19 protein-coding genes are annotated in these 24,669 nt (G+C 71.5%); 7 read left to right on the forward strand and 12 right to left on the reverse strand.

The features are described from left to right. Nucleotides 1-142: 142 nt before the first annotated feature. The 3 genes from AC07FN_RS37165 to AC07FN_RS37175 form a co-directional block, all read right to left on the reverse strand. Nucleotides 143-901, reverse strand: a complete 759-nt coding sequence (locus AC07FN_RS37165) for an SDR family NAD(P)-dependent oxidoreductase (protein WP_452613448.1) — start codon at nucleotides 899-901, stop codon at nucleotides 143-145. A 104-nt stretch (nucleotides 902-1,005) separates the two neighbouring features. Beyond that, a complete protein-coding gene (locus AC07FN_RS37170; protein WP_358568070.1) occupies nucleotides 1,006-1,128 on the reverse strand; it encodes a hypothetical protein in 123 nt (40 codons plus the stop codon). A gap of 236 nt (nucleotides 1,129-1,364) precedes the next feature. Then, complete coding sequence (locus AC07FN_RS37175; RefSeq protein WP_452613449.1) at nucleotides 1,365-2,327, reverse strand: aldo/keto reductase; 963 nt, start codon at nucleotides 2,325-2,327, stop codon at nucleotides 1,365-1,367. A 156-nt stretch (nucleotides 2,328-2,483) separates the two neighbouring features. On the opposite strand from AC07FN_RS37175, the gene AC07FN_RS37180 reads away from it, so the two are divergent. Next, entirely contained in the window at nucleotides 2,484-3,794 is a 1,311-nt protein-coding gene (locus tag AC07FN_RS37180; protein ID WP_478399894.1) for a UDP-glucose dehydrogenase family protein, read from the forward strand. A gap of 216 nt (nucleotides 3,795-4,010) precedes the next feature. Next, entirely contained in the window at nucleotides 4,011-5,813 is a 1,803-nt protein-coding gene (locus AC07FN_RS37185) for a gamma-glutamyltransferase family protein (RefSeq protein ID WP_478399861.1), read from the forward strand. Nucleotides 5,814-5,944: 131 nt separating this feature from the next. On the opposite strand, the gene AC07FN_RS37190 is transcribed toward AC07FN_RS37185, so the two are convergent. The 3 genes from AC07FN_RS37190 to AC07FN_RS37200 all read right to left on the reverse strand — a co-directional run bounded on the left by AC07FN_RS37190 (nucleotide 5,945) and on the right by AC07FN_RS37200 (nucleotide 9,710). Further along, the gene (locus AC07FN_RS37190) at nucleotides 5,945-7,090 is read right to left on the reverse strand and encodes a glycerate kinase family protein (protein ID WP_478399862.1); all 1,146 of its coding nucleotides are present in this window, start codon (nucleotides 7,088-7,090) and stop codon (nucleotides 5,945-5,947) included. Nucleotides 7,091-7,115: 25 nt separating this feature from the next. Then, on the reverse strand, nucleotides 7,116-8,618 hold the full coding sequence (locus AC07FN_RS37195; protein ID WP_478399863.1) for an SLC13 family permease: 1,503 nt from the start codon (nucleotides 8,616-8,618) through the stop codon (nucleotides 7,116-7,118). 192 nt (nucleotides 8,619-8,810) lie between these two features. After that, complete coding sequence (locus AC07FN_RS37200) at nucleotides 8,811-9,710, reverse strand: DMT family transporter (RefSeq protein WP_478399864.1); 900 nt, start codon at nucleotides 9,708-9,710, stop codon at nucleotides 8,811-8,813. Between the two features lie 333 nt (nucleotides 9,711-10,043). Here AC07FN_RS37200 and AC07FN_RS37205 point away from each other — a divergent pair, with 333 nt between their 5' ends. Continuing rightward, a complete protein-coding gene (locus AC07FN_RS37205; protein WP_478399865.1) occupies nucleotides 10,044-11,162 on the forward strand; it encodes a baeRF11 domain-containing protein in 1,119 nt (372 codons plus the stop codon). Between the two features lie 241 nt (nucleotides 11,163-11,403). Here AC07FN_RS37205 and AC07FN_RS37210 read toward each other — a convergent pair whose 3' ends face one another. The 3 genes from AC07FN_RS37210 to AC07FN_RS37220 are packed head-to-tail and all read right to left on the reverse strand — an operon-like array spanning nucleotide 11,404 to nucleotide 13,776. Further along, complete coding sequence (locus tag AC07FN_RS37210; protein WP_478399866.1) at nucleotides 11,404-12,066, reverse strand: response regulator transcription factor; 663 nt, start codon at nucleotides 12,064-12,066, stop codon at nucleotides 11,404-11,406. Then, on the reverse strand, nucleotides 12,063-13,550 hold the full coding sequence (locus AC07FN_RS37215) for a sensor histidine kinase (RefSeq protein ID WP_478399867.1): 1,488 nt from the start codon (nucleotides 13,548-13,550) through the stop codon (nucleotides 12,063-12,065). Before AC07FN_RS37215 ends, AC07FN_RS37210 begins: the two co-directional genes overlap by 4 nt. Next, a complete protein-coding gene (locus AC07FN_RS37220; protein ID WP_478399868.1) occupies nucleotides 13,531-13,776 on the reverse strand; it encodes a hypothetical protein in 246 nt (81 codons plus the stop codon). Before AC07FN_RS37220 ends, AC07FN_RS37215 begins: the two co-directional genes overlap by 20 nt. 445 nt (nucleotides 13,777-14,221) lie before the next feature. Between AC07FN_RS37220 and AC07FN_RS37225 the strand changes: the two genes are divergently transcribed. Next, nucleotides 14,222-17,464: a glycosyltransferase gene (locus tag AC07FN_RS37225; protein WP_478399869.1), complete on the forward strand. Its 3,243-nt coding sequence runs from the start codon at nucleotides 14,222-14,224 to the stop codon at nucleotides 17,462-17,464. Between the two features lie 386 nt (nucleotides 17,465-17,850). On the opposite strand, the gene AC07FN_RS37230 is transcribed toward AC07FN_RS37225, so the two are convergent. After that, on the reverse strand, nucleotides 17,851-19,269 hold the full coding sequence (locus AC07FN_RS37230; RefSeq protein WP_478399870.1) for a hypothetical protein: 1,419 nt from the start codon (nucleotides 19,267-19,269) through the stop codon (nucleotides 17,851-17,853). Nucleotides 19,270-19,494: 225 nt separating this feature from the next. Here AC07FN_RS37230 and AC07FN_RS37235 point away from each other — a divergent pair, with 225 nt between their 5' ends. Both AC07FN_RS37235 and msrA read left to right on the forward strand, forming a co-directional pair. Beyond that, nucleotides 19,495-21,330: an acyltransferase family protein gene (locus AC07FN_RS37235; protein ID WP_478399871.1), complete on the forward strand. Its 1,836-nt coding sequence runs from the start codon at nucleotides 19,495-19,497 to the stop codon at nucleotides 21,328-21,330. A gap of 21 nt (nucleotides 21,331-21,351) precedes the next feature. Continuing rightward, the gene (msrA, locus tag AC07FN_RS37240; RefSeq protein ID WP_478399872.1) at nucleotides 21,352-22,020 is read left to right on the forward strand and encodes a peptide-methionine (S)-S-oxide reductase MsrA; all 669 of its coding nucleotides are present in this window, start codon (nucleotides 21,352-21,354) and stop codon (nucleotides 22,018-22,020) included. Nucleotides 22,021-22,086: 66 nt separating this feature from the next. Here msrA and AC07FN_RS37245 read toward each other — a convergent pair whose 3' ends face one another. Beyond that, nucleotides 22,087-23,133, reverse strand: a complete 1,047-nt coding sequence (locus tag AC07FN_RS37245; protein ID WP_478399873.1) for an alpha-hydroxy acid oxidase — start codon at nucleotides 23,131-23,133, stop codon at nucleotides 22,087-22,089. Between the two features lie 273 nt (nucleotides 23,134-23,406). Between AC07FN_RS37245 and AC07FN_RS37250 the strand changes: the two genes are divergently transcribed. After that, complete coding sequence (locus AC07FN_RS37250) at nucleotides 23,407-23,616, forward strand: dodecin (RefSeq protein ID WP_478399874.1); 210 nt, start codon at nucleotides 23,407-23,409, stop codon at nucleotides 23,614-23,616. Between the two features lie 110 nt (nucleotides 23,617-23,726). On the opposite strand, the gene AC07FN_RS37255 is transcribed toward AC07FN_RS37250, so the two are convergent. Beyond that, a complete protein-coding gene (locus AC07FN_RS37255; protein ID WP_478399875.1) occupies nucleotides 23,727-24,653 on the reverse strand; it encodes an NADP-dependent oxidoreductase in 927 nt (308 codons plus the stop codon). Nucleotides 24,654-24,669: the final 16 nt, after the last annotated feature.

A 24,669-nucleotide genomic window follows, 5' to 3' on the forward strand; every position in this document is an offset into this window, starting at 1 on the left:
GCCGACAAATCCCAAACAGGACAGTCGAGACGTCAGTCGTGAGTCGGGTCAGACCCGCCAGCAGCGTCACCACGAACATCATCACTGTCGTGAGTGCTTTTGGCCGCCATGGCAACCAAAAGCACTCACGACCCCCTGGTCGTTACCGCGGCGCCATCCGCAGGGCACCGTCCATCCGGATGACCTCGCCGTTGAGGTAGTCGTGCTCGACGATGTCCAGCGCGAGCTTCGCGAAGTCCTCCGGCGTGGCCAGGCGCTTCGGGAACGGCACGCTCTCGGCCAGCCCGGTGCGGAACTCCTCGCTGATGGTCGCCAGCATCGGCGTGTCCACGATGCCCGGCGCGATGGTCATGACCCGGATGCCCGACGACGCCAGGTCGCGCGCGGCCGGCAGCGTCAGGCTCGCCACGCCGCCCTTGGACGCCGAGTACGCGGCCTGGCCGATCTGCCCGTCGAAGGCGGCGACGGAGGCGGTGTTGATCACCACGCCGCGCTGGCCGTGCTCGCCGGGGTCGGTCTGGCCGATCGCCGCGGCGGCCAGCCGCAGCACGTTGAAGGTGCCGATCAGGTTGATCTCGATGACCTTGCGGAACAGGTCGAAGTCGTGCGGGCCCTTGCGGCCGACGATCCGCGCCGACGGCCCGATGCCCGCGCAGTTCACCACGATCCGCAGCGGAACCCCGGCACCGGCGGCCTGGTCGACGGCGGTCTGCACCTGGTCCGCGTCGGTGACGTCGGCGGCCGTGTAGGTGACCCCGTCAACGACCGGCGCGTTGGCCACCGAGTCCGGCAAGTCCACCGCGAAGACCTGCGCGCCGCGCGAGGCGAGTGCTCGTGCGGTGGCCGCGCCAAGGCCGGAAGCCCCGCCGGTGACGATCGCCGCGGTGTCGGTGATCAGCATCTGCTCGTTCCTTTGCGTTCGTTGCTGGTGTCCCGGCATGTCTAACACCTGGGAACGGTCGTGCCCAGCACCTGACGCGGAACGGACAGGCGGCGAACCCGCGCTCAGTGATGGCGGCGCACCCGTCGTTGCGAACTCATCTCGACGAACGCCAGCAGCGCGACCAGCGGCAGCGCGGCCAGCAACGCGAGGCCGGCGAACAGTGTGGCGATCCCGATCAGCTCCATGTTCAGAGCCTGGTCCGCTGGCCGGGGCCGCCGCGTCTGCCACCGGTGCGATTCTCGGGTCCGTCCGAGCGAAAAGCCGGTCACCGACGGTGTCGGAAGACCCGCGAAGTCGTGGCTGGAGCGCGATTCCGCGAGAAATCGACGTTCACCCGATGGCGGTCGGCTTCTCGCGAAACCGTCCACCACCTGCGGAAACGAAGACGGTGGTGACGGAGCGCCACCGCCGTCGTCAGGACCTAGCGCTCGGTGGGCGGGCAGATCGCGTCGATGGCGTCCAGATCGGACTGGGTGGGGCGCCAGGCGCCCGCCACCGCGTTCGCCTGCACCTGCTCCGGCGTGGTGGCGCCGGTGATCACCGAACCCACCACCTCCTGCGCCGCCAGCCAGCCGACCGCCACCGCGGTCATCGGGATGCCGCGCTCCTCCGCGAAGGCGCGCAGCTGCTCGATGCGCTCCCACGGGGCGTCGGCGAGCATCTGGTTCCGGTTCGCCAGCCGGCTGCCCTCCGGCGGCTCCTGGTCCTGCCGGTACTTGCCGGTGAGCAGCCCGTTGGCCAGCGGGAAGTACGGGATGATCCCGACGCCGAACCGCTTGCAGGCCGGCACGACCTCGCGTTCGGCCTCCCGCGCCAGCAGCGAGTAGTGGTTCTGCGCCGACACCGGCGCGGCCAGCCCGGCCGAGGACGCCGTCCACGACGTGTCGGCGAGCTCCCAGCCCGCGAGGTTGCAGTGCCCGACGTAGCGGATCTTGCCCTCGCGCACCAGGTCGTCCAGCACCGAGAGGGTTTCGTCGATCGGCGTCAGCCGGTCCGGCCGGTGCAGCTGGTACAGGTCGATCCAGTCGGTGCCCAGCCGCCGCAGCGACGACTCGACGGCGCGCCGCACGTAGCGGCGGGAACCGCGCGCCGCGAAGTCGGGCCCGTTGCCGCCCTGCATGTCCATGCCGAACTTGGTGGCGATGATCGCGTGCTCGCGGCGGCCGGACAGCGCCTGCCCGAGCAGCTCCTCGCTGCGCCCGCGGGGCGAGCCGTACACGTCGGCCACGTCGAAGAAGGTGATCCCGGCGTCGAGCGCGGTATCCACCACGGCTCGAACACCGGACAGGGATTCGGTGGCCGTGCCGGGGCGGCCGAGGTTGTTGCAACCCAGACCGACCGCGCTGACCACCAGGCCGGATTCGCCCAAACGTCGCTGCTCCACGGCCGGTGAGCCTAAACGCCGGTTCACCGGCGCGTCACGCAGGACGTACGGCGCGTGAACGTTTGGCGATGCAGGTTCCGCTGTGCGGGCGATGTGCCACGATGCCCAAGGGGGCCACGACCGAACGGTCGTGCGAGGTGAAGGGGTGTGGGGACTGTGTTCGCCCGTCGAATCGTCGTTGTTGGCACCGGGTACGTCGGCTTGACGACCGGCGCGTGCCTGGCGTCGCTGGGGCACCGGGTGGTGTGCAGCGACGTGAACGCCGCGAAGGTCGAGCAGCTCTCCCGCGGCGAGGTGCGGATCCACGAGCCCGGGCTGGCCGAGCTGGTGCAGGAGGGCATCGCGGCCGGGCGGCTGGAGTTCGTGGTCGGTTCGGCGGCCGCCGTCGCCGAGGCCGAGGTGGTCTTCCTGTGCGTGCCGACGCCGATGGGGGCCGGCGGCAAGGCGGACCTGGCCGTTGTGGAGGCGGTGGCGCACGAGGTGCGCGAACTGCTGCCCGCGGGATGCGTGCTGGTCACGAAGTCGACGGTGCCGGTGGGCACGTCGGCGCGGCTGCGCGAGCTGGTCGGCCGCGAGGACGTCGCGGTGGTCAGCAACCCGGAGTTCCTGCGCGAGGGCTCGGCGGTGCACGACTTCCTGAATCCCGACCGCATCGTGGTCGGCTCGGACACCCAGGACGCGGCCGAGCGGGTGGCCGCCCTGTACGCGCGGCTCGGCGCCCCGACGGTGCTCACGGACGCGGCGAGCGCGGAGATGGTGAAGTACGCGGCGAACTGCTTCCTGGCGACCAAGCTCTCGTACGTGAACGCGATCGCGGAGCTCTGCGAGCGGCTGGGCGCGGACATCTCGGACGTCACCGAGGGAATGGGCTATGACCGCCGGATCGGGCAGTCGTTCCTGCAGCCGGGGCCGGGCTGGGGCGGTTCGTGCCTGCCGAAGGACACCGCGGCGCTGCTGCAGGTGGCGGAGGCCGTCGACTTCGAATTCCCGCTGCTGCAGGCGACAATCTCGTCCAACACCCGGCAGCGCGAGCGGATGGTGGCGAAGGTCGCCGACGCCTGCGGCGGCTCCCTCGACGGGGTGCGGCTCGGGCTGCTGGGCCTGACGTTCAAGGCCGGCACCGACGACCTGCGCGATTCGCCGGCGCTGGAAGTGGCGCGGCTGCTGGCGGAGCGCGGCGCGGAGCTGGTCGCCTACGACCCGGGGCTGCAAGGCGACGAGCCGGCGCTGCCGCCGGAGGTGGAGCTGGTGGACGACCCGTACCAGGCGGCGAAGGAGGCCGCGGCGCTGGTGCTGCTGACGGAGTGGCAGGAGTTCCGGACGCTGGACTGGAACCGAGTGGCCGAGGTATTGCGCGGCCCGGTGGTGGTCGACACCCGGAACCACCTCGACCCGGACGTCCTGCGCCGAGCGGGCCTGTCCTGGCGAGGCGTCGGCCGAACCCCGGTCGCGGGCGCGCCCGCCTGAGAGCTTCCCGGGTGGCTGGCTGAGGCGTAGGGCGCCGGTTTCGCGCGAAACCGCCACCCGGTGCCGGGAACCGGTCGAGCCGGGCGGAGCCATTCGGAAACGACCATCGGGAGCCCTCCTGCCCGGCTCGGGCCTCGGGCGGCTGGTGCTGGGCGCGGGGGATGTGCTCGCTTCGACTATCGCTCGGACGGGTGGCGCCCGCTTAAGGTGGTTGACGTGTTTACGACTCGCCCGGAACTCGCCGGCACGCACGGGATGGTCGCCTCGACGCACTGGCTCGCCTCCGCGGCGGGCATGGCGGTGCTGGAGGACGACGGGAACGCCTTCGACGCCGCGGTCGCCGCCGGGTTCGTCCTGCAGGTCGTGGAACCCCACCTCAACGGCCCGGGCGGCGAGGTCCCCGCGCTGTTCACCACCGCCGACGACCCGCGCCCCCGCGCGCTCTGCGGCCAGGGCCCGGCGCCCGCCGCGGCGACCATCGGCCACTACCGCGACGAGCTCGGCCTAGAACTGGTACCCGGCACCGGATTCCTGGCCACCACCGTGCCGGGCGCCTGGGACGGCTGGCTGCTGTTGCTGCGCGATCACGGCACCAAGCCGCTGCGCGACGTGCTGAAGTACGCCATCGGCTACGCCCGCGACGGGTTCCCGATCGTGGAGCGGATCAGCACGACCATCGACACCGTCCGCGCGATGTTCACCGAGCGCTGGCCCAGCTCGGCCCAGCTCTGGCTGACCGACGGCGCCGCGCCGAAGCCCGGCAGCGTGCTCAAGAACCCGGTGCTGGCCGACACGTGGGAGCGGCTGCTGGCCGAGGGCGAGGCGGCCGGGCCCGGCCGCGAGGCGCAGATCGACGCGGCCCGCCGCGCCTGGTCGCACGGCTTCGTCGCCGAGGCCGTCGAGAAGTTCGTGCGCACGCCGCACCGGGACAACTCCGGGCGGGACCACGCGGGCGTCATCACCGCGCAGGACATGGCCGAGTTCGAGGCGGGCTACGAAACCCCGCTCACGGTCGACCTCCCCGGCGACTGGACCCTGGCGAAGTTCGGCATCTGGTCCCAGGGCCCCGCGCTGGCGCAGCAGCTGCGCCTCCTGGAGGGCGACCGGATCAACTACGTCGACGGCGTCGCAGACGCGGACACCGTGCACGTCGCGGTCGAAGCCGCCAAGCTCGCCTTCGCCGACCGCGAGGCCTGGTACGGCGACTCCGCCGACCCCGGCGTCCTCGCCGACCTGGTGTCCCGCGACTACGCCGCCGCCCGCCGAGCGCTGATCGGCGACCGCGCCTCGCTGGAGCTGCGCCCCGGCTCGCCCGGCGGTCGCGACGCGATCCTGGCCGCGCACGTCGCCGAGGGGCGCGGCGTGGACGGTGAGAAGGACCCGAGCGGCGTCGGCATCGGCGAGCCCACGGTGTCGCCGACCGGTGAAAGCCGCGGCGACACGGTGCACATCGACGTGGTCGACCGGTGGGGCAACCTGATCTCGGCGACGCCGTCCGGCGGTTGGCTGCAGTCCTCGCCGACCATCCCCGAGCTGGGCTTCTGCCTCGGCAGCCGGGCGCAGATGTTCTGGCTGGACGAGGGCCTGCCGAACTCGCTGGCGCCGGGCAAGCGGCCCCGGATCACGCTGAGCCCGTCGCTGGCGCTGCGCGGCGGCGTGCCGACCATGGCCTTCGGCACCCCCGGCGGCGACCAGCAGGACCAGTGGCAGCTGTGCTTCTGGCTGGCGCACGTCCACGGTGGACCGAACCTGCAGGCGGCGATCGACGCACCGGCCTGGCACACCGGCGCGTTCCCGGGCTCGTTCTACCCGCGCGCCTGGGAACCCGGCCGGGTCGTCGCGGAGTCGCGACTCGGCGCGGACACCCTCGCCGAGCTCCGCCGCCGCGGCCACGACGTGCTCGACGCCGGGCCGTGGGCGCTCGGCCGCCTGTCGGCGGTCTCGCGGGACCCGGACACCGGCCTGCTGCGCGCGGCGGCGAACGCCCGCGGCGCCCAGGGCTACGCCGCCGGCCGCTGACGCCGGGTTGCTTACGCCGACCGCTGACGCCGGGTTGCGGCACCAGGGGATCCGCAATTTCCATTGAAATCGAAGGTCCAATTTCAATGGAAATTGCGGTCCGGGGAAGGTGACGTGCCGATCGGGCCGCGTCAGGCCGCTCGTAAGGTGCGGCCGACGAGGAGCATGCGGAGGGTTCGGGCGGTGGCGTCCGCGATGAGCTCCGGGGCGCGGGTGATCGCGTCCGCCAGGTCCACCGGTTCCGTCAGGATGCCGGTGATCGCGTCGATCCCGTGGTCGTAGCTGGCGTCCGCGCCGGGGCCGATGGTGCCGCACAGGGCGATCACCGGCTTGCCGTGCCGCTTCGCCCGCCGCGCCACCTCGGTCGGGATCTTGCCGAGCGCGGTGGACGCGTCGATCGCGCCCTCGGCCGTGATCACCAGGTCGGCGGCCCGCAGCCGCTGGTCCAGGTCGCTGCTCTCGAGGAACACGCCGAACCGCGAGACCAGCCGCGCACCGAGCACTCCCGCCAGCCCGGCGCCGAGCCCGCCCGAGGCGCCGCCGCCGGGCAGGTCGGTGAACCGGGTTCCGCTGTGCCGGCGCAGGACTTCCGCCCAGATCTGCATCGCGGCGGCGAGCTGCTCGACGCGCTCCGGCGCGGCGCCCTTCTGCGGCCCGTAGCGGCGCGCGACGCCGTCCGGCCCGCACAGCACGTTCGTCGGGTTCACCGCGACCACGAGCTCCACTTCGGACAGTCGCGGGTCCAGCCCGGTCGCGTCGAGCCGCCGGGCGCGGACCAGTTCCGCGCCGCCGTCGCCGATCTCCGCCCCGTCGGCGTCCAGCACGCGAACGCCGAGCGCCCGCAGCGCACCGGAGCCGCCGTCGCAGGTCCCGGAGTCGCCGCAGCCGATGACGATCTTCTTCACGCCCGCGTCGAGCGCGGCGGCGATCAGCTCGCCGACGCCGCGGCTGGTCGTCGCGCCGGGATCGCGCCGGCCCGGCGGCACCAGGGAAAGCCCGGCGGCGGCGGCCATTTCCACGAATCCGGTGTCGCCGACCAGCGCGAAGTGCGACTCCACCGGTTCGCCGACCGGGCCGGTGGCGGTGACCGGCACCAGCTCGCCGTCGGTCGACCGGGCCAGCAGCCGCGCCGATCCCTCGCCGCCGTCGATCAGCGGGATGGTGTCGATGGCCGCGGCGGGCACCACCCGGCGGATGCCGGCGCGGATCCCGTCGGCGACGGCCTCGGCGTCCAGGCACTCCTTGAACCCGCTCGGGGCGACGGCGAAGCGCAGCATGATGTTCTCCTCCACTGTGGACTTATCAGGTGAGCGGCAGGCCGAGAGCCGGCCAGACGAACAGGGCGAACAGCACGACGAGCGCGCCCAGCGCGGGGCCGAGCAGGGCGGACAGCTTGAGCAGGTCGCGCGGGGTGTAGGCGTGGTCGAGCCGGGCGAACATCGCGACCGGCTTGGCCGAGGACGGCAGCGTGTGGCAGAAACCCGCCGCGGCGGTCGAGGCGAAGGCCAGCGCGACCGGGTTCATGCCGACCGCGAAGGCGGCGGGCACGATCAGCGGGATCAGCACCGCCGACCGCGCCGACCGCGACTGCACCAGCAGGTGTGCGGCGACGCTCAACGCGACGACGGCGATCAGCATGGCGCCGGTGCTGTCGCCGACGAGCGCGTTCGCGGCGACCCAGCCGGCGGCCCCGGACTCGGTCAGCGCCGCGCCGAGCGCCGTGGTGGCGGCCATGAAGAGCAGCAGCGACCAGGGAATTTCGGAGATCGCGGCGCCGATGCGCACCGTCCCGAACCGCGGCGAGGCGATCAGCAGCGCCCCAGCCAGCGCGATCAGCGCGGGCGACAGGCCGTGCAGCGGCTCGGTGCTCCAGAGCAGCACGACGGTGCCGAGCAGGCCGATGGCGCGGATCTCGGTGCGCCGCATCTGCGGCGGCACGTCGAGCTGCTCGCGCAGCGCGACGGCGTCGACCCGCAGCCGCGCCCGGCGTTCCGCGCGGCCGGTGAACAGCAGCAGCACCAGCTCAGCGGCTAGGTGCGAGCTGACCACGGCGAACGGCAGTCCCCACAGCAGCCACTGGCCGAAGCCGATGCCCGTGCCGATCGTGCTGTCCAGGACCTGGCTGGTGATCAGATGCGCCCCGGCGCCGACCAGCGTCGCGATCGCCGACAGCAGCACGACGGTCGGGAACAGCGCGGCGAGGGCCCGGACCAGGCGCGGCCGGTGCGCGAACGCGCCCGCCAGCGCGAGGAAGATGGGCAGCACCAGCGCCGCGCGCCCGCTCGTGCTCGGCACCAGCAGCGCGGTGATCACCAGGCCCGCGGTGATCAGGTGCACCAGGCCGCGCGCCGATCGGGCGCGGCCGACCAGCGCGATCGCCAGCCTGGCGGGCAGGCCGGTCCGGTTGATCCCGGCGGCCAGCACGAACGCCGCCACCAGCAGCCAGATCTGGTCCGCGCCGAGCGACTCGAACAGCTCGTCGGCGTCCAGCGCGCCCAGCACCACCAGCACGGCCGCCGCGGACAGCGCGACGAAGGTGTCGTCGAGCCGGTTGCTCATCCAGCCGGCGACGGCGGCGGCGAACACCAGGATGGTGATCAGCCCGGACCTGCCGAGCTGGTCGGCCCCGGCGTCCTCCGGCGCGGTCAGCACCGCCATCAGCCCGAGCAGGCCTAGCGCGCCGAGGGTGATCCCGATGGCCCAGCCGCGCCCGGCGCTCGGGTCGGACGCCACGCGGGCGGTGCGCACCGGGCTCGTGGCGAACTCGGTGCGCACCAGCTGCGTGGTGTCCTCGTGGCTGTTCACGCCACAAACGATCTGTCCTGCGGCTGAACCGCGCGTGAACCGCCCATGAGGAGCACTTCATCTTTGCCGCGCAGTTGTCCACAACCCTGTGGACAACTTTGTCAACAGGTCGCTCAGCTGCGAAAACACCTGGTTGAGCGATCGGTTTGTGCACAGCTGTGGAGAAAGTTATCCACAGCTGTGCACAGGTTCTCAGCGGCGCGTGCTGACCAGCACCAACCCGACGCCGATCAGCGCGACGCCGAACCACGCCGCGATGCCCAGCCGTTCCCCGACGACGAGCACGCTCAACAGCGCGGCCACCACCGGCTCCAGCAGGCTCAGCGTCGTCGCGACGCTGGCCGATGTGCTGCGCAGCCCGGCCCCGAACAGCAGGTACGCCAGGCCCATCGGGATCACCGCGAGGTAGCCCGCAACCAGCAGTCCGGACGGGGAGCTCAGCAGCGGACCGCCGGTGAACGCCAGCACCGGCAGCAGCACGACGGCGCCCGCACCGAACATCGCGCCCATCACCGCGCGCGAGCCGTGGCCACCGCGCATCATCCGCGCGGCCGCCCACGAGTAAGCGACGTACGCGGCGCCGCCGAGCAGGCCGAGCAGGGCACCCACGATGACCTCCGCGCCGACGCCGCTCTCGCCGCCGACGGTGATCAGCAGCAGGCCGAGCACCGAAACCGCGGCGGCCACCGCCCACCGGCGATCCAGCCGGACGCCGTCGACGACGCGTTCCAGGATCGCGGCGAACACGGGCGCCGAGCCGAGCGTGATGACGGTGCCGATGGCGACCCCGGCGAGCGCCATCGACGAGTAGAACGCCAGCGGGTAGACCGCCACGGCCAGGGCGCCCACGAGCAGCAGCCCGGTCCGGCCGGACCGCAGCACGTCGAACGCGGAGCGCCCGGCGATCACGAGCAGCAGCACGCCGCCGACGCCCATGGTGGCGGCGCCGATCGACAACGGGCTCGCGGCGGCCGGGGCGAAGCTGGCGGCCGTTCCCGTGGTGCCCCACAGGAACGCCGCGAGCAGCACCGGCAGCGGGCCGGCGGCGAAGCTGCGGGCAGGAGCGGGTGCGATGAGCAGTTGATCAGTCAAGGTGAACTCTTCCGTTCGCGAACCGTCAGGACTCGTCGAACGGGCGCGCGTCAACCCCGGTGGGTGCGTGCAGTTTCAATTGAAACTGCGTGGGAGGACCCGGACCTGGCAGTTTCAATTGAAACTGCGCCTTCGGGGTGTTGGAGGTTCGCCGCCCGTCAGCGGGACGGGGGCGGCAGAACGCGGTGCCAGTGCGAGTTCACGCCGACCACCTTAACCGCAGGTAGGGGCCCCTCGGAACGGGCGAAGCGGGGTGAGCTCCGTCGCCCTGCCGGTTCGCCGGGACCTCGGTAGCGTCGCCGGTGCCGGACGTTCCGCCTGGGGAGGGCACCGATGGCGATCTTGCACACCGACATCCCGACGCGGGCGCAGGTCGATGCGCTGCTGACCGCGCGCGAACCGATCAGCGTCTCGCTGTACCTGCCGACCAGCCCGGCCTCCGGTGGCGACGCCGAGCGCATCGAGCTGAAGAACCTCGCCGGGCAGGCGACCGACCAGCTCCGCCGGGCGGGCGCCGCCAAGGAGGACGTGGCCGGCATCAGCGGCCAGCTGGCCGACCTGGCCGAGGACGAGGAGTTCTGGCGCTTCCAGGCCCGCAGCCTCGCGCTGTTCGCCACGCCGACCTCGCTGACCACCTTCCGGCTGCCCAACCGGCTGAATGCGGTGGTCGAGGTGTCCGACCGGTTCCACCTCAAGCCGCTGCTGCGCTCGATCACCTTCCCGCAGACCGCGCTGCTGCTGGCGCTCGCGCAGAACTCGGTGCGGCTGCTGGAGGTCGTGCCCGAGATGGACCCGGTCGTCGTCGACGTGCCGGGGATGCCCGCGGACCTGGCGAGTTCGGTGGGCAAGGAGTCGGTCACCGACCGCCTGCCGCGCCGCCGGTTCCAGGGCGGCGAGGGCACGAAGGTCCGGATGGGCCAGTTCTCCCGCCAGGTCGACCGGGCGCTGCGGCCGGTGCTGCGCGGCGACGTGCCGCTGGTCCTGGCGGCGACCGAGCCGCTGGCGAGCATCTTCCGGTCGGTCAGCACCGCCTCGGAGCTCGCCTCGGTCGGCCTGACCGGAAACCCGGAGGAGAGCAGCGACCGCGAGCTGGCGTCGGCGACGCGCGAGGTCCTCGACGACCTGCACGCCGACCGGCTGCGCGAGCTGCGCGAGCTGTTCGAGCAGCGCACCGGCCAGGGCCGGGCGGTCACGGACATCGCGGACGTGGCCCGGCACGCGACGATGGGCGCGGTCGGCACGGTGTTCGTGGACATCGACAACGTGGTCCCGGGCTTCATCGACGAGGCGGGTGCGGTGACGTTCGAGCAGGCCGACGACGCGGTGTCCTACGGCGTGGTGGACGAGATAGCCCGCCGCGTCTGGCTCACCGGCGGCCGGGTCATGGCGGTGCGCAGCGAGGACATCCCGGGAGGCGGCGCGACCGCGGCGATCCTCCGCTACGCCCCATGACCTGAGCCGCTGGGCCGGGGCCTGGTCGCCGAGGGCGACTGCGGATCCTCGGAGTGCGGTAGGGCGGGCCAAGCAGCGCAGCCGCTTGGCCCGCCCTCGCAGCTCGCACCGCCGCGGGTTCTCAGGGGTTTTCTCGCGAGGACAGCCCCGACGTGGTGAATTGACTCGGGGATCCCACAGCGAGAAGGCCTCTGAGATTCCGACCCGCACCGCTACGCAAAACGAGCCTGGGAACAAGTTCTCAGGCGCCCAGCCGGTAGCCCATGCCGCGGACGGTGCTGATCCGTTCGGTGCCGATCTTGCGGCGCAGCGCCCGCACGTAGACGTCCACGACGTTGGAACCCGGGTCGAAGTCGTAGCCCCACACGTGCGACAGGATCTGCTCGCGGGAGAGCACCTGCCCGGAGTGCCGCAGGAACAGCTCCAGCATCGCGAACTCGCGTGCCGTCAGGTCGACCGTGCCCTCCGGCACCTGCGCGCGCCGCGTGCGCAGGTCCAGCGAGAGCTCGCCGTCGCGCAGCACCGTGATCTCCGGGACCCGGTCGACCGGCCGCAGCCGCAACCGCACCCGCGCCAGCAGCTCCTCGAACCGGAACGGCTTGGTCATGTAGTCGTCCGCGCCGCCCTCCAGCCCGGCGACCGTGTCGTGCACGCCGTCCCGCGCGGTCAGGATGATCACCGGCACGGTCACGTGCTGGGCCCGCACCGCCCGCAGCACCGAGAAGCCGTCCTTGCCGGGCAGCCCCAGATCGAGCACCACCAGGTCGAAGTCGCCGGTCAGCAGGTAGTCCTGGGCGGTGTCGCCGTCGCCGACGACTGTGGTGGTGAAGCCGTTGGCCCGCAGTCCCTTCTCGATGAACGCCGCGATCCGCGCCTCGTCCTCGGCGATCAGGATCTTGCTCATGCAGTGGTCTCCTCGGTCGCGTTGTGGGGTGGGGCGGCGGGCAGTTCCAGGGCGAAGGTGGCGCCTTCGCCGGGCCGCGACACGACCCGCACCCGCCCGTGGTGCGCGTCCGCGATGGCCTTGACGATCGCCAGCCCGAGCCCGGCGCCGCCCTTGCCGTGGCTGCTGCCGTGGGTGAAGCGGTCGAAGATCTTCGACACCTCGGCCGGATCGATGCCCGGGCCGTGGTCGGTCACCCACAGCCGCACCGCGCCGTCGGCGAGGGAGGAACCGATGCGGATCTCCGAACCCGGCTCGGTGTGCTGCACGGCGTTCTGCGCCAGCTGCACCATCGCCTGGGTGATCCGCTGCTCGTCGACCAGCACCTCGCCCTCGCCGATGTCGTCGAGCACCCAGCGGCGGTCCGCCAGCGACCGCACCTTCGCCTCGATGTCGCTGGTCAGCTCGGCCAGCGAGACCGGCGCCGCGGTGACGAAGTCGGGCCGGTCGGCCTTGGCCAGCATCAGCAGGTCGTTGACGATGCGGGTCATCCGGTCCAGCTCGTCGGTGCACAGCCGCACCACTTCTTCCCGCTCCGCCGGGTCGTCGCCGAGCAGCTCCAGGTTGCCGCGCACGATCGTGATTGGCGTCCGCAGCTCGTGCCCGGCGTCGTCGACGAACTGGCGCTGGATGCGGAAGGCGTCCTCCAGCCGGTCGAGCATCGCGTTGAACTGGTCGGCCAGCGCGGCGATGTCGTCCCGGCCTTCGACCGGGATGCGCCTGGTCAGGTCGTGCTCGCTGATCTCGGCCGCGGCCTGCCGCACGGCCCGCACCGGCGCCAGGATCAGCCCGGCCACCACCCACGACGACAGCGCCGCGATCATCACGCCGAGGCCGCTGACCAGCAGCAGCACCTGCACGGTCCGGTCGGCGTCGGCCATCGCAGACGCGGTGTAGCGCTCGACCACGAACCAGGCCCGGCCGCCCTGCTCGGACTCGGTCCGCACCTTGAGCCACTGCATCCGCCCGGCGGGCGTGTCGAGCCAGCCGTAGTTGTTCGGGGCGGCCACGATCTGGTGCAGCAGCGCCTGGTCCTTGGCGAACCGGTCGATCTCGTCGTCCTGCTCCTGGGACAGCGGCCGCAGGCCGGTCGGCGTCTCCCACACCCCGATCAGGGCCTCGTCGCGGTCCGGGTACTGGCGCGACAGGTAGGAGTTGAACAGCTGCTCCGGCGCGGTGAACAGCTGCCCGGTGGCGGGGTCGCGGCCCCGCTCGGCGAACGTGACGAACTCGTGCGCCTCCTGCTCCATCGACGCGGTCACCTGGTCGTTCACGTCGTTGTGCAGGAACGAGCGGACGATCAGGATCACCGCCAGCAGCACCACGACCAGCACCAGCAGCAGCCAGCCCATGATCTGCGCGCGCGCCGGGATGCGGGTGCCGCGGCGGCCGGGGAGCTTGGCGAACGACCTGGTCGAGGTGGGCTCAGTCGTCGTGGTCGTCATCGTCGTCATCGTCGTCGGGGGCCGGCGGCGGGAGCTCGGTGGGCATGGCCGTCGAGGCCGGTGGCGCCGGCCGACTGGGTTCGGGGCCCGGTGAGCTGCCGACCTGCACGGTGGCCGGCACCTGCGGGGTGCGCGGCCCGTCGGTGAGCGCGAAGCTCACCAGCACGGCGGCGATCGGCAGCGCTAACGCCGCGATCAGCAGAACCGCCTTGGGAACCGACCTCATGGCACCACTCTCGCCGCCCGCCGGGAGCCGGACATGAAAACAAGATGAGAGGTTTTTCATCTCCCGGCCCGCAGTTTCAATGAGCGTTTTTCATCCTGGTCGGCCCGCAGCTGCGGGTCGTAAAGCTGCATGTCGATGGGGTGTCGCATGCGCCGCAGGCGCATAGCCCACCTACGACACCTGCACCGCCGCGGGTTCACGGTGCCCACCCCTCCGGGGTTCCCTCGGCGAGGACGGCCCCTCTGCCGTGTATTTGGGCATACATCAGGAGGGGCCCCCACAGTCCAGGGAGCCTCTGAGGTTCCGCTACCCGCACCGCCACGCAGAACGAGGTTGGAAAACCTCATTGAAACTGCCGGATGCGCCGCGATGACCGAACCGGCGACGAGTTACCCGATCGGGGCGCTAGCCTGCTGTGGGACTCAATCACGTCGTAAGGGACCGGATGGACAAGCGGCTGATCGACTGGACCGGCGAGCGCTGCGTGCCGTGGACCGATGACGTCCAAGTCATCTACGAGCACTACCACCGCTACGCCCTCGCGGCCCGCTTCGTGCGCGGCAAGCGGGTGCTCGACCTCGCCTGCGGCGAGGGCTACGGCGCGGCGCTGCTGGCCGCCGAAGGCGCCGAGGTGGTCGGCGTGGACGTCGACCCGGCGACGGTCGAGCACGCCCGGCACAACTACGGCGGCCGCGACGTCGGCTTCGAGGTCGGCTCGATCACCGACCCCGAGCTGCTCGCCGACGCCAAGCCCTTCGACGTGATCGTCTGCTTCGAGGCGATCGAGCACGTCGAAGACCACGACGCGGTGCTGGCCCTGGTCAGGTCCCGGCTCGTCCAAGGTGGACTGTTCCTGAGCAGCACCCCGGACACGGCGGTCTACTCGCACGAGCACGGCAACGAAAACCCGTACCACGTCAAGGAACTCACTGCGGACCAGTACGAGAAGCTGCTGGAGGACGCGTTCCGGCACGTGGCGGTGCTGAAGCAGAACGTCACCGTCGGATCGCTGCTCACCCCCGCCGACCACGGCGACCCGGACACCGCGATCGAGGGCGTCCGGCTGCAGACCATCCAGGGCCGCGACGGCGAGTGGTCGGTCCGGCAGGGCGTGCCGCACACCTACCTGCTCGGCATCGCCTCCGACAAGCACCTGCCGAAACTGCCCGCCGCGGCGCTGCTGACCGACGCCGACCTCACCCTGATCCGCCGCGGCGGCGACGTCGCGCCGATCATCGAACAACGCGACGTGGCGGTCGCGGACGTCGCCAAGCTCAACGAGCTCTACCAGCGCAACCGCGCTGAGGCCGAAGAGCTCAAGAACTCCATTACGCGGCTCGAAGAGCTGCGCAAGAAGGAAGAGCGGCGCGCCGACCAGGGCGTCCGCGAGCAGGCGCAGCTGCGAGCCGAGCTGGATCGCATCGGCGGCGAGCTGCAGGAGAGCCAGCAGAGCGCGGAGCGCGACGCGGCGCGCATCGAGTGGCTGCGCGACACCGTCGCGCGGCTCGAAGGACGCGCAGCGGACGCCGAGCGGCAAGCGGCGGAGCTCGGTGCCGCGAACGCGGAGCTCGCGGCGCAGAACTCCGCGCTGGTGCAGCGCGCGGTGACGAAGTACCGGAAGGTCATCGAGCGCGTAGCGCCGCGCGGCACCGCGCGGCGCGATGCGTACGAGATCGCGCTCGGGCGCAAGCCTGGCGTGCCGCAGTCCGACGACGTCGTCGAGACCGGGCCGCTACCGGTGCCGCACAGCGACAAACCGCTGGTCAGCGTGATCGTGCCGGTGCACGGCAAGTGGCCCTACACCCGGCAGTGCCTGCGGTTCCTCGGCGGGCACCTGGTGTCCGTGCCGTTCGAGGTGATCGTCGTCGACGACGCTTCGCCGGACGACAGCGCCGAGAAGCTCGCCGCCTGCGAGGGTGTCCGGCTGGTGCGCGCCGAGCGGAACCTCGGATTCATCGGCGCCTGCAACCTCGGCGCCGAGCACGCGCGCGGCGAGTACCTGTTCTTCCTGAACAACGACGCCGAGGTCACGGAGTCCTGGCTGGACATCCTGATGGACACCATCCGCGGCGACGAACGCATCGGGCTGGTCGGCGCCAAGCTGGTCTACCCGGACGGCCGGCTGCAGGAGTGCGGCGGCATCGTGTGGGCCGACGGCAACGGCTGGAACTACGGCCGCAACACCACCAACGGCGGCGCCGAGTTCGACGTCGTGCGCGACGTCGACTACTGCTCCGGCGCGGCGATCCTGGTCCGCACCGACGTGTTCCGGCAGGTCGGCGGCTTCGACACCCGGTACGCGCCCGCCTACTACGAGGACACCGACCTGGCGTTCGCGGTGCGCGCGGCCGGCTACCGCACCGTGGTGCAGCCGAAGGCCGTCGTCGTGCACCACGAGGGCGTGTCCAACGGCACCGACCTCAGCACCGGCGTGAAGAAGCACCAGGAGCTCAACCGCAAGGTGTTCGTGGAGAAGTGGGCCGACACGCTCGCCGCCGAACACCTGCCGGAAGCCTCGCCGCGCAACCTCTGGCTCGCCCGGCAGCGCGGCACCCGCGGCCACCACGGGCCGATCGTGCTGGTCAAGGACCACCAGGTGCCGCGCCCGGACTTCGACTCCGGCTCGGTGCGGATCCGCCGGGTGCTGGAGCAGTTCGTCCAGCTCGGCTGCCGGGTGGTGTTCTTCCCCGGCAACCACGCGCGCCTGGAGCCCTACACCACGCAGCTGCAGCAGCTCGGCGTCACGGTGCTGCCGGAACCCGAGCTGCAGCAGGCGTTCCTGCACGAGGCGGGCTCGGAGATCTCGCTGGCCCTGCTGTCCCGCCCGCAGGTCGCGTGGAGCCTCGTCGAAGAGCTGCGCACCTGCGCGCCGCAGGCCGTGATCGCCTACGACACCGTCGATGTGCACTTCCTCCGGTTGGAACGGCAGGCCGAGGTCGCCGAGCAGCAGGGCGATGCGGCGCGGGCGGAAGCGTTGCGGCGCAAGGCCTTCGCGTCGCGGCAGATGGAGCTCGGGCTGACCCGCTCCTGCGACGTCACGCTGGTGGTGTCCGAGGCGGAGCAGGTGCTGCTGCGCGAGCTGGTGCCGGACGCCGACGTTCGGGTGCTGTCCAACGTGCACGAGGTCGACTGGAGCCAGGCGAAGCCGGAGGGGCGCAAGGACCTGCTGTTCGTCGGCAGCTTCGACCACCCGCCGAACATCGACGCGGTGCGCTGGGCGGCGTCCGAGATCATGCCGCTGGTGCGGGAGAAGTGCCCGGACGCGGTGCTGCACGTCGTCGGCAGCAACCCGACCGACGAGGTCCGCGAGCTGGCCGGGCGCGGCGTGCAGGTGCACGGCTGGGTCGCGGAGCTGGAGCCGCAGTACGCGGCGAGCCGCGTGACCCTCGCGCCGCTGCGGTTCGGCGCCGGCGTCAAGGGCAAGGTCGGCGAGAGCCTCAGCCTCGGGGTGCCGGTGGTCGGCACGTCGGTGGCGACCGAGGGCATGCACCTGACGAACGGCGAGGACGTGCTGGTCGCCGACGACGCGGCGGGGCTCGCGGAGGCGGCGGTCCGGCTGCTCACCGACGACGACGCCTGGCGGCGGATGTCGGAGGCGGGCAAGAAGGGCATCGCGGCCCAGTTCGGCCCGGACGTCTCCCGCGCGGCCCTCGAAGGCCTCCTCGACACCACCGACTACGAGGCCTGACCCGACGGGGCTGGACCCGGCACACCCCGGTGTGCCGGGCCCAGACACACCGAACCCCCGCAATTTCAATGGAAATCAGAGGTTCGATTTCCATTGAAATTGCGGGAGTTGTCCACAGGTGTCGGCGTGTCGAGGTGCGACACGCCGACGGTCCGCAGTTTCGATGTGGTTGGGTGCGGGAGAGCGGGCTTTTGTTTTGAAGCGGCGCAGCCGCTTAGCCCACGTACGCAACTTGCACCGCCGCGGGTTCTCAGAGGTCTTTCTCGCGAGGACAGCCCCGATGCCGCGTATTGGTCATACATAAATCGGGGACCCCACAGCGAGAAAGGCCTCTGAGGTTCCGCCACCCGCACCGCTCCGCAAAACGAGCCTGAAACAGTGAAAGGTCAGTCGCGGACCGTCGGGGGCAGGTGGTTGACCTGCTGGTCGAGGGTCGACTTGAAGGACTGCTGGACCGCCGACTTCTGGTCCGACGGGCCGGTGACGTCGATGATGATCGCCCAGTTGTGCGCGACGTAGGCGGTGCGGTAGACGCCGCCGGCGTTCACCACCTTGACGCCCTGGTACGACAGGTCGTCCACTTCGGACAGACCCTGCTGGGCGCTCAGGTACTGGTCCACCACCTGCTCGGCGGCGTTCGCGTCGGGCAGCTGCAGCGCGAGCATCGTCGTCCTCGGGGTGCCCTCGGCGCCGTTGAACCAGCCGTCGATCAGCCCGCGCTGGATCGCGGAGTCGAGCACCGCCTTCGGCTGCAGCAGACCGGCCTTGGCGCCCTGCAGGCTCGGCAGGTCGAGCGGCCCGGACCACGGGTGCGCCGGGCCGGGCGCGGCGACCAGCACCTCCTGCGGGCTGGCCGGGGGATTCGGGTGCGCCGGCGGCGGCGCGGGCAGCTCCTGGGTCTGCACCGGGGGCGGTGGCGGCGGAGCGGCGGTCGTCTCGGTCGGCGTGGTCCCGCCGCCGGAGGTGAAGTAGAAGATCCCGGCGACGACCAGGCCGACCAGCAGCACACCGCCGATGGACAGCCCGGCGATCAGCTTGCCCTTGCCGGGCTTGCTCGCCGTCTCGAACACCTCGGGGCCCTGCCGCATCCACGACGCGTCGCCGTGCTCCGGCGTCCCCGGCAGGTCGTCGCCCCACGGCGTACCGGTGCTCTCGACGGGACCCCAGCCCTGCTGCGGGCCCCACTGCGGCTGCGGCGGACCCCACTGCGGCTGCTGGCTGAGGCTGACCACCTGGGTGCTCTCGGAGTCAGACTGCGGCGGCGCCTGCTGCTGAGGCTGCTGCGGCTGCGCCTGCTGCTGAGCCTGCTGTTGCTGGGCCTGCTGCTGCGCGAGCGGGTTGGGCACGACCTGCGTGGCCTCACTCGGCGCCCCGCCCTGCTGCTGCGGCGGCTGTTGCTGCTGCTGAGAAGCGGACTGGGCGGCGTCTCCCCAGCTGAACGCCGGGGGGAACGGGCTGGACTGCTGCTGTTGCGGCTGCTGCGGGAACCCACCCGAGGACGGCCCCGCCTGCTGGGGGAATCCGCCGGACTGCGGTCCGGCCTGCGGGTCCTGCTGGGGGAATCCGCCGGAGGACGGTCCCGTCTGCTGGGGGAAGCCCCCGGACTGCGGTCCGGCCTGCGGCTGCTGCTGGGGGAATCCGCCGGAGGACGGGTCCTGCTGCGGGAATCCGCCTGACGAGGGTCCGCCCTGCCCGTTCTGGGCCCGACCTAGCACGGCGTCGCGCCGCTGGCGGTACTCCTCGGCGGAGATCCGCCCCGCCGCGAGTTCGGCGTCGAGATTTTGCAGCTCGTCTTGCCAGGTCACCGATGCGCCCTTTCCCAGAATTCGCTCGAACGCCCCCATTGCGATCGACCGCCATTCTGGCACCCGCAAGGGGGAACGCGGGGCACCGGCCGGATAACGATCCGAGGCGTGGTCTGGCCCGACCGGGTCGCGAAGAGGTAATGGGTCCACAACCCTCAGGTCGCGGGCTAGGCTACGCAGCGTTGACTTCGGCGGCCGGGGACATGACTTGATGGGGTGATCTGGGTGGATGACGCGCGGGTCGTCCACGCTCGCCCCGAGTGGTTCGCCGAGCCGCACCACGGGTTCGCCTGGATCCGCATGATCGGCGCGCTCGTGGTGATCTACGGGCACAGTTCACCGCTGGCCGGAACGGGCGACCTCTTCCCGTCGGACTGGCCGTTGCAGCCCGACGAGGGCGTCCTCATGGGCTTCTTCGCGATGAGCGGGTTCCAGATCACGGAGAGTTGGGTCCGGGACCCCCATCCGGGCAGGTTCGCCGCGAAGCGGGTCCTGCGCCTGTGGCCGCCCATGCTCACGGTCTCGTTCGCCATGGCGCTGATCGTCGGCCCGATGATCACGACCCTGTCCGTCGGCGAGTACTTCGCGGCCAACGGCACCTGGGGTTACGTCGTCAACAACGCAGGCCTGCTCACGCTGAAGCACGAGCTGCCGGGCGTGTTCGTGGACAACCCGTGGCCGAACGCGGTCAACGGGTCGCTGTGGACGCTGCCGATGGAGCTGATCGCCTACGCGGGCCTCTACGCGCTGCTGCTGGTCGGCGCCGCGAAGCACCGCTACCGCTGGGTGATGGCGGTGGCGCTGATCGGGCTGGTCGCGTGGGACCGGCACCTGGAGCAGCTGCCGGGTTCGGAGTCGGCGGGCTCGTTCTTCAGCGTGCCGGTCGAGTCGCTGGTGGCGTTCCTGGTCGCGTTCGCCTTCGGCGTGCTGCTCAACCTGTACCGGATCCCGCTGTCGCCGTTGGCGGCCGGTGCCGGGCTGGCGGTGCTGGTGCTGATGCCCAACAGCATCACCGGCTCGTTCTGGATGACCTTCGCGGTCAGCTACGCGGTGGTCGTGGCCGGGCACTTCTGGCCGTCGCGGCTGACGGTGCCGGGGGTGTGGGTCAACGGCAGCTACGGCGTGTACGTGTGGGGATTCCCGATCCAGCAGCTGCTGGCGATGGCCGGGATCCACAACCAGTGGCTGATGCTGATCTGCGCCGCCCCGCTGGCCTACTTCATCGGCACGCTGTCCTGGAAGTTCGTCGAAGAGCCGACGCTGAAGCTGCGCCACTACTTCACCCCGGCGCCGAAGAAGGAGGAACCCGAGCCGGTCGAGGACGATCTCGAAGACCTCGACGAGGTCGAGGAGGACCCGGAAGACCTCGACGACCTGGACGACCTGGAACCGGAGGAGCCGGAGGCGGTCACGCCCGCGCACGAGGCGACGACGAAGCGCCGCCCGCTGCCGCGCCCACCGGTGCCCGGCCCGGAGCCGCCCCGCGCCCGCCCCGGCCGCCCGGGAGGCCGGCCCGCGAGCGGCGCCTCGCGGCCGAGCACCCCGCCCGGCGGCACTCCGCGCCCCGTCGGATCCCCGGGCGATGCCGCACGTCCGGGCAGCGGCACCCCGCGCCCAGCCGGACCGCCGAGCGACGCCCAGCGCCCGGGAGGCGCTCCGAACGGCGTCGACAGGCCGCGCCCCGGCACTCCGCCGAGCGGCACGCGGATCGACGGCGCGCCCAGACCGGACGGCCAACCCCGACCGGACGGCGCATCCGCACCCCGACCGGACGGCCCGCCACGCGCCCGGCTCAACGGCCTGCCGATGAACGGCGCCCCGCTGCCGCCCGCGCGCACCCGTCGCTCGGCGGAGCAACGGCCGGCCCGCCTGCCCGCGCCGCCGCCGGACGAATCGGTGCTGGCCAAGCGGTTGTCCGGGGATCTGGACTCCGGGCCGCCACCGGCCCGGCCGCCGGTCCGCCGCGCCGGCGGCCGCCATGCCCGCCCCGAGCCGCCGCCAGCCCCGGCGGAGGAAACCCGGCCGGTCCGGCCGTATCCCAAGCGGCAGGACGGTCAGTGAGCACCGCGTACCCTCGGAGGCATGGCGCTTTTCGGTGACAAGACCAGGCTGATCGACCCGGCCGAGGCCCTGCCGGGCCGGTCCACCCCGCTCCCGGTGGCGGCGGAGCACGCGGTGTTCCCGGACCGCCGGATCGTGCCGCCGTTCCCGGAGGGCTACGCCACCGCGGTGGTCGGCATGGGCTGCTTCTGGGGCGCGGAGCGAGCCTTCTGGCGCACCGACGGCGTGTGGTCGACGGCGGTCGGCTACGCCGGCGGCTTCACGCCCAACCCGACGTACGAAGAGGTGTGCTCGGGACTGACCGGCCACACCGAGGCGGTCCTGGTGGTGTTCGACCCGGCGGCCATCAGCTACCAGCAGGTCCTGAAGGTCTTCTGGGAGAACCACGACCCGACGCAGGGCATGCGCCAGGGCAACGACATCGGCACCCAGTACCGCTCGGCGATCTACTACGCGGACGAGGCCCAGAAGGCGGAAGCAGAAGCCAGCGCGGCGGCGTTCCAGGCGGCCCTGACGGCGGCGGGCCTCGGCGAGATCACCACGGAAATCGCCCCGCTCAAGGACTTCTACTACGCGGAGACCTACCACCAGCAGTACCTGAGCGACGCGAAGAACCCCAACGGCTACTGCGGCCTGGGAGGCACGGGAGTCTCCTGCCCGGTCGGCCTCAACGTCCCGACCGAGAGCTGATCGGGGCCGACGAGTTCCGGACCAGCGAGAACCCGCGCAGGTCCGGAACGCCGTCACGAACTCGGATCAGGCGTCGAGGACGTGCGGGTGGAGGTTGGCGGCCTCGGCCGGGGTCGCGCAGCCCGTCATCATCAAGGATTGGGAGAACTCCGCCGTTATCCGGCGCAGGACGCTCAGGACTCCTTGCATTCCGCCGCGGGCCAGGCCGTAGAGCACCTGGCGCCCGATCAGCACCGACGACGCGCCCAGTGCCAGCGCCCGGACCACATCGGCGCCGGTCGTGATGCCGCTGTCGACGACCACGTCGAAGCCGCGGTCGGTCGCGTGCAGCGCGCGGTTCACGCGCGGCAGGGCCAACGCGGTCGGCAGCGCGCACTCCAGCTGCCGCCCGCCGTGGTTGGACACCACCACCCCGGCCGCGCCGGCGGCCTGGGCCCGCTGAGCGCCCTCGGGCGACAGGATTCCCTTGACGTACACGGGCAACCGCGTCGAAGCGATGAGCTCTTCGATGTCCGGCCAGCTCAGCGAGGGATCGATCTCGGCGCTACCGGCCATGACGGTTTCGACGTCGACCCCGGGCCGGTAGCCGGCGAGCCGCTCCCGCTCTGAGCCCCGCCGAACAGGCGCGTCCACGGTGATCAGCAGCGCAACGCACCCGGCGTCCTCGGCGCGCGCGACCAACTGCCGCCGCAGGACGGCGTCTCGCAACCAGTAGAGCTGAAAAGCGCAGCGGGCCCCGGACTTGGCGATGTCCTCGATCCGGGCGGAAGCCATGGTCGACACGGCGACGGGAATCCCGGCCTCGGCGCAAGCGGCGGCGATCTCCAGATCCCCGTGCGGCCAAACCTGAGCGGGAATCCCCATCGGAGCAACGGCGATCGGAGCCTCCGAAGCAACCCCGAACACGGCCGAACCGCTGGACCGACGAGAAACGTCGGAGGGCAACCGGTGTTCGAGGAAGACGCTGTCCCAAGCCCGCCGGTTGGCGACCTTCGAGGTCTCTTCAGCCCCGGCGGCCCCGAAGACGAAAGCCCAGGTGGGCGAGCTGAGCACCGCCCGAGCGGCGGCCTCCTCGCCAGCAGGGGTGAAAGGCGCAGGTGGTTCCTCCGCCATCGCAACGACCTTCCTCCCACCAAAACCGACGAACCCATGATGACCCCCACCCTCCACCCCAAAAAGGTCCATTCAGCTGCTTGCCGAACGAAAAACCCGAAAACCCAACCCGGACAACCAAAACCCAGAACAAACCCCGGGGAGAAGACCGGGAAACCCACCCCACGGCCGAAGGCCGGCGAACCAGCACGTCACCACCGACACGGCCGGAGGCCGACCGACCCAGGACAACATCGGCTTGCGAACGACAGCGACGACCCCAACCATCGACCCATGACAGACCACGTGTACCGAGTAACCGAAGTAGTGGGCTCCTCGGAAGAGGGAGTGGACGACGCAATAAGAAAAGCGGTGAAAAGAGCATCACAAACGCTGAGAAACGTGGACTGGTTCGAGGTGACGAACGTGAGAGGCCACGTGGAGAACAACGAACTGGCCCACTACCAGGTAACCCTGAAAATAGGATTCCGCCTCGAAACCTGAAAGAAGCCCCAAATCTCCGCAGTACCCGGGAAGATCAGGCGGATCTGGATTGGGTTGTGCCCCTGTCCGACCAGGCGATCCGGACGACTGCGGGCCAAACGCACTGGGGATCAGACGGTGAGGACGAGCTTGCCCCGGAGGTGTCCGCCCTCAAGCAGCCGGTGCGCGTCGGCGACGCGCTCGAACGGGAACGTCTCGTGCACGTGGACCCGGAGCCTGCCCTGCTCGACGAGTTCGATGAGACGGCGCAGGGCGACCGGATCGGGGTCGACCGCGATGCCGCTGAAGCGCATGCCTGCCGCCTCGTACTTGGCGGCGAGCTCCGAATCCTCCTCGGCGACCGCTGTTACCAGGTGACCTCCGGGGCGGAGCACGTCGAGCGAGCGCTCGACGGTGTCGCCGCCGAGCGTGTCGAGCACCACATCGATGTCGCTGACCGCCTCCGTGAAGTCGACCGCCGTGTAGTCGATCACCTCGTCGGCGCCGAACCCCTCGACGAACTCCCGCTTGCTCCCGCTGGCGGTCGCGATCACGTGCGCGCCGAGCGATTTCGCGATCTGAATCGCGACGTGGCCGACCCCACCACCACCGCCGTGGACCAGGACGCGGTCGCCCTCGGTCACACCGCCGATGTCGACGAGGCCTTGCCACGCCGTCAGCCCGACGACCGGCAACGCCGAAGCCTCGACGTGCGAGAGCGACGCCGGCTTGCGAGCCAGGTGCAACGCCGGCGCCGACACGAACTCGGCGTACGCGTTGGCCGCCCGCGGGAACAGCGGCATCCCGAACACCTCGTCGCCGGGCCGCAACCGCCACGTCTGCGCCGCCTCGACCACACCGCTGATGTCCCAGCCGAGAATGAACGGCGGCTGGCCGAGCAGCGGGAATTCGCCGGCGCGCAGACGCGCCTCCAGCGGGTTCAGCCCGATCGCTTTGATGCGGACCAGGACCTCGGTCGGAAGTGGTCGGGGCTCGGGTGCGTCCACGATGGTGAGCACCTCGGGACCTCCGAACGTCTGCTGGGTGATGACTCGCATGACTCTCCTGGTTCTG

It is taken from the genome of Saccharopolyspora sp. NPDC045941 (assembly GCF_056431445.1).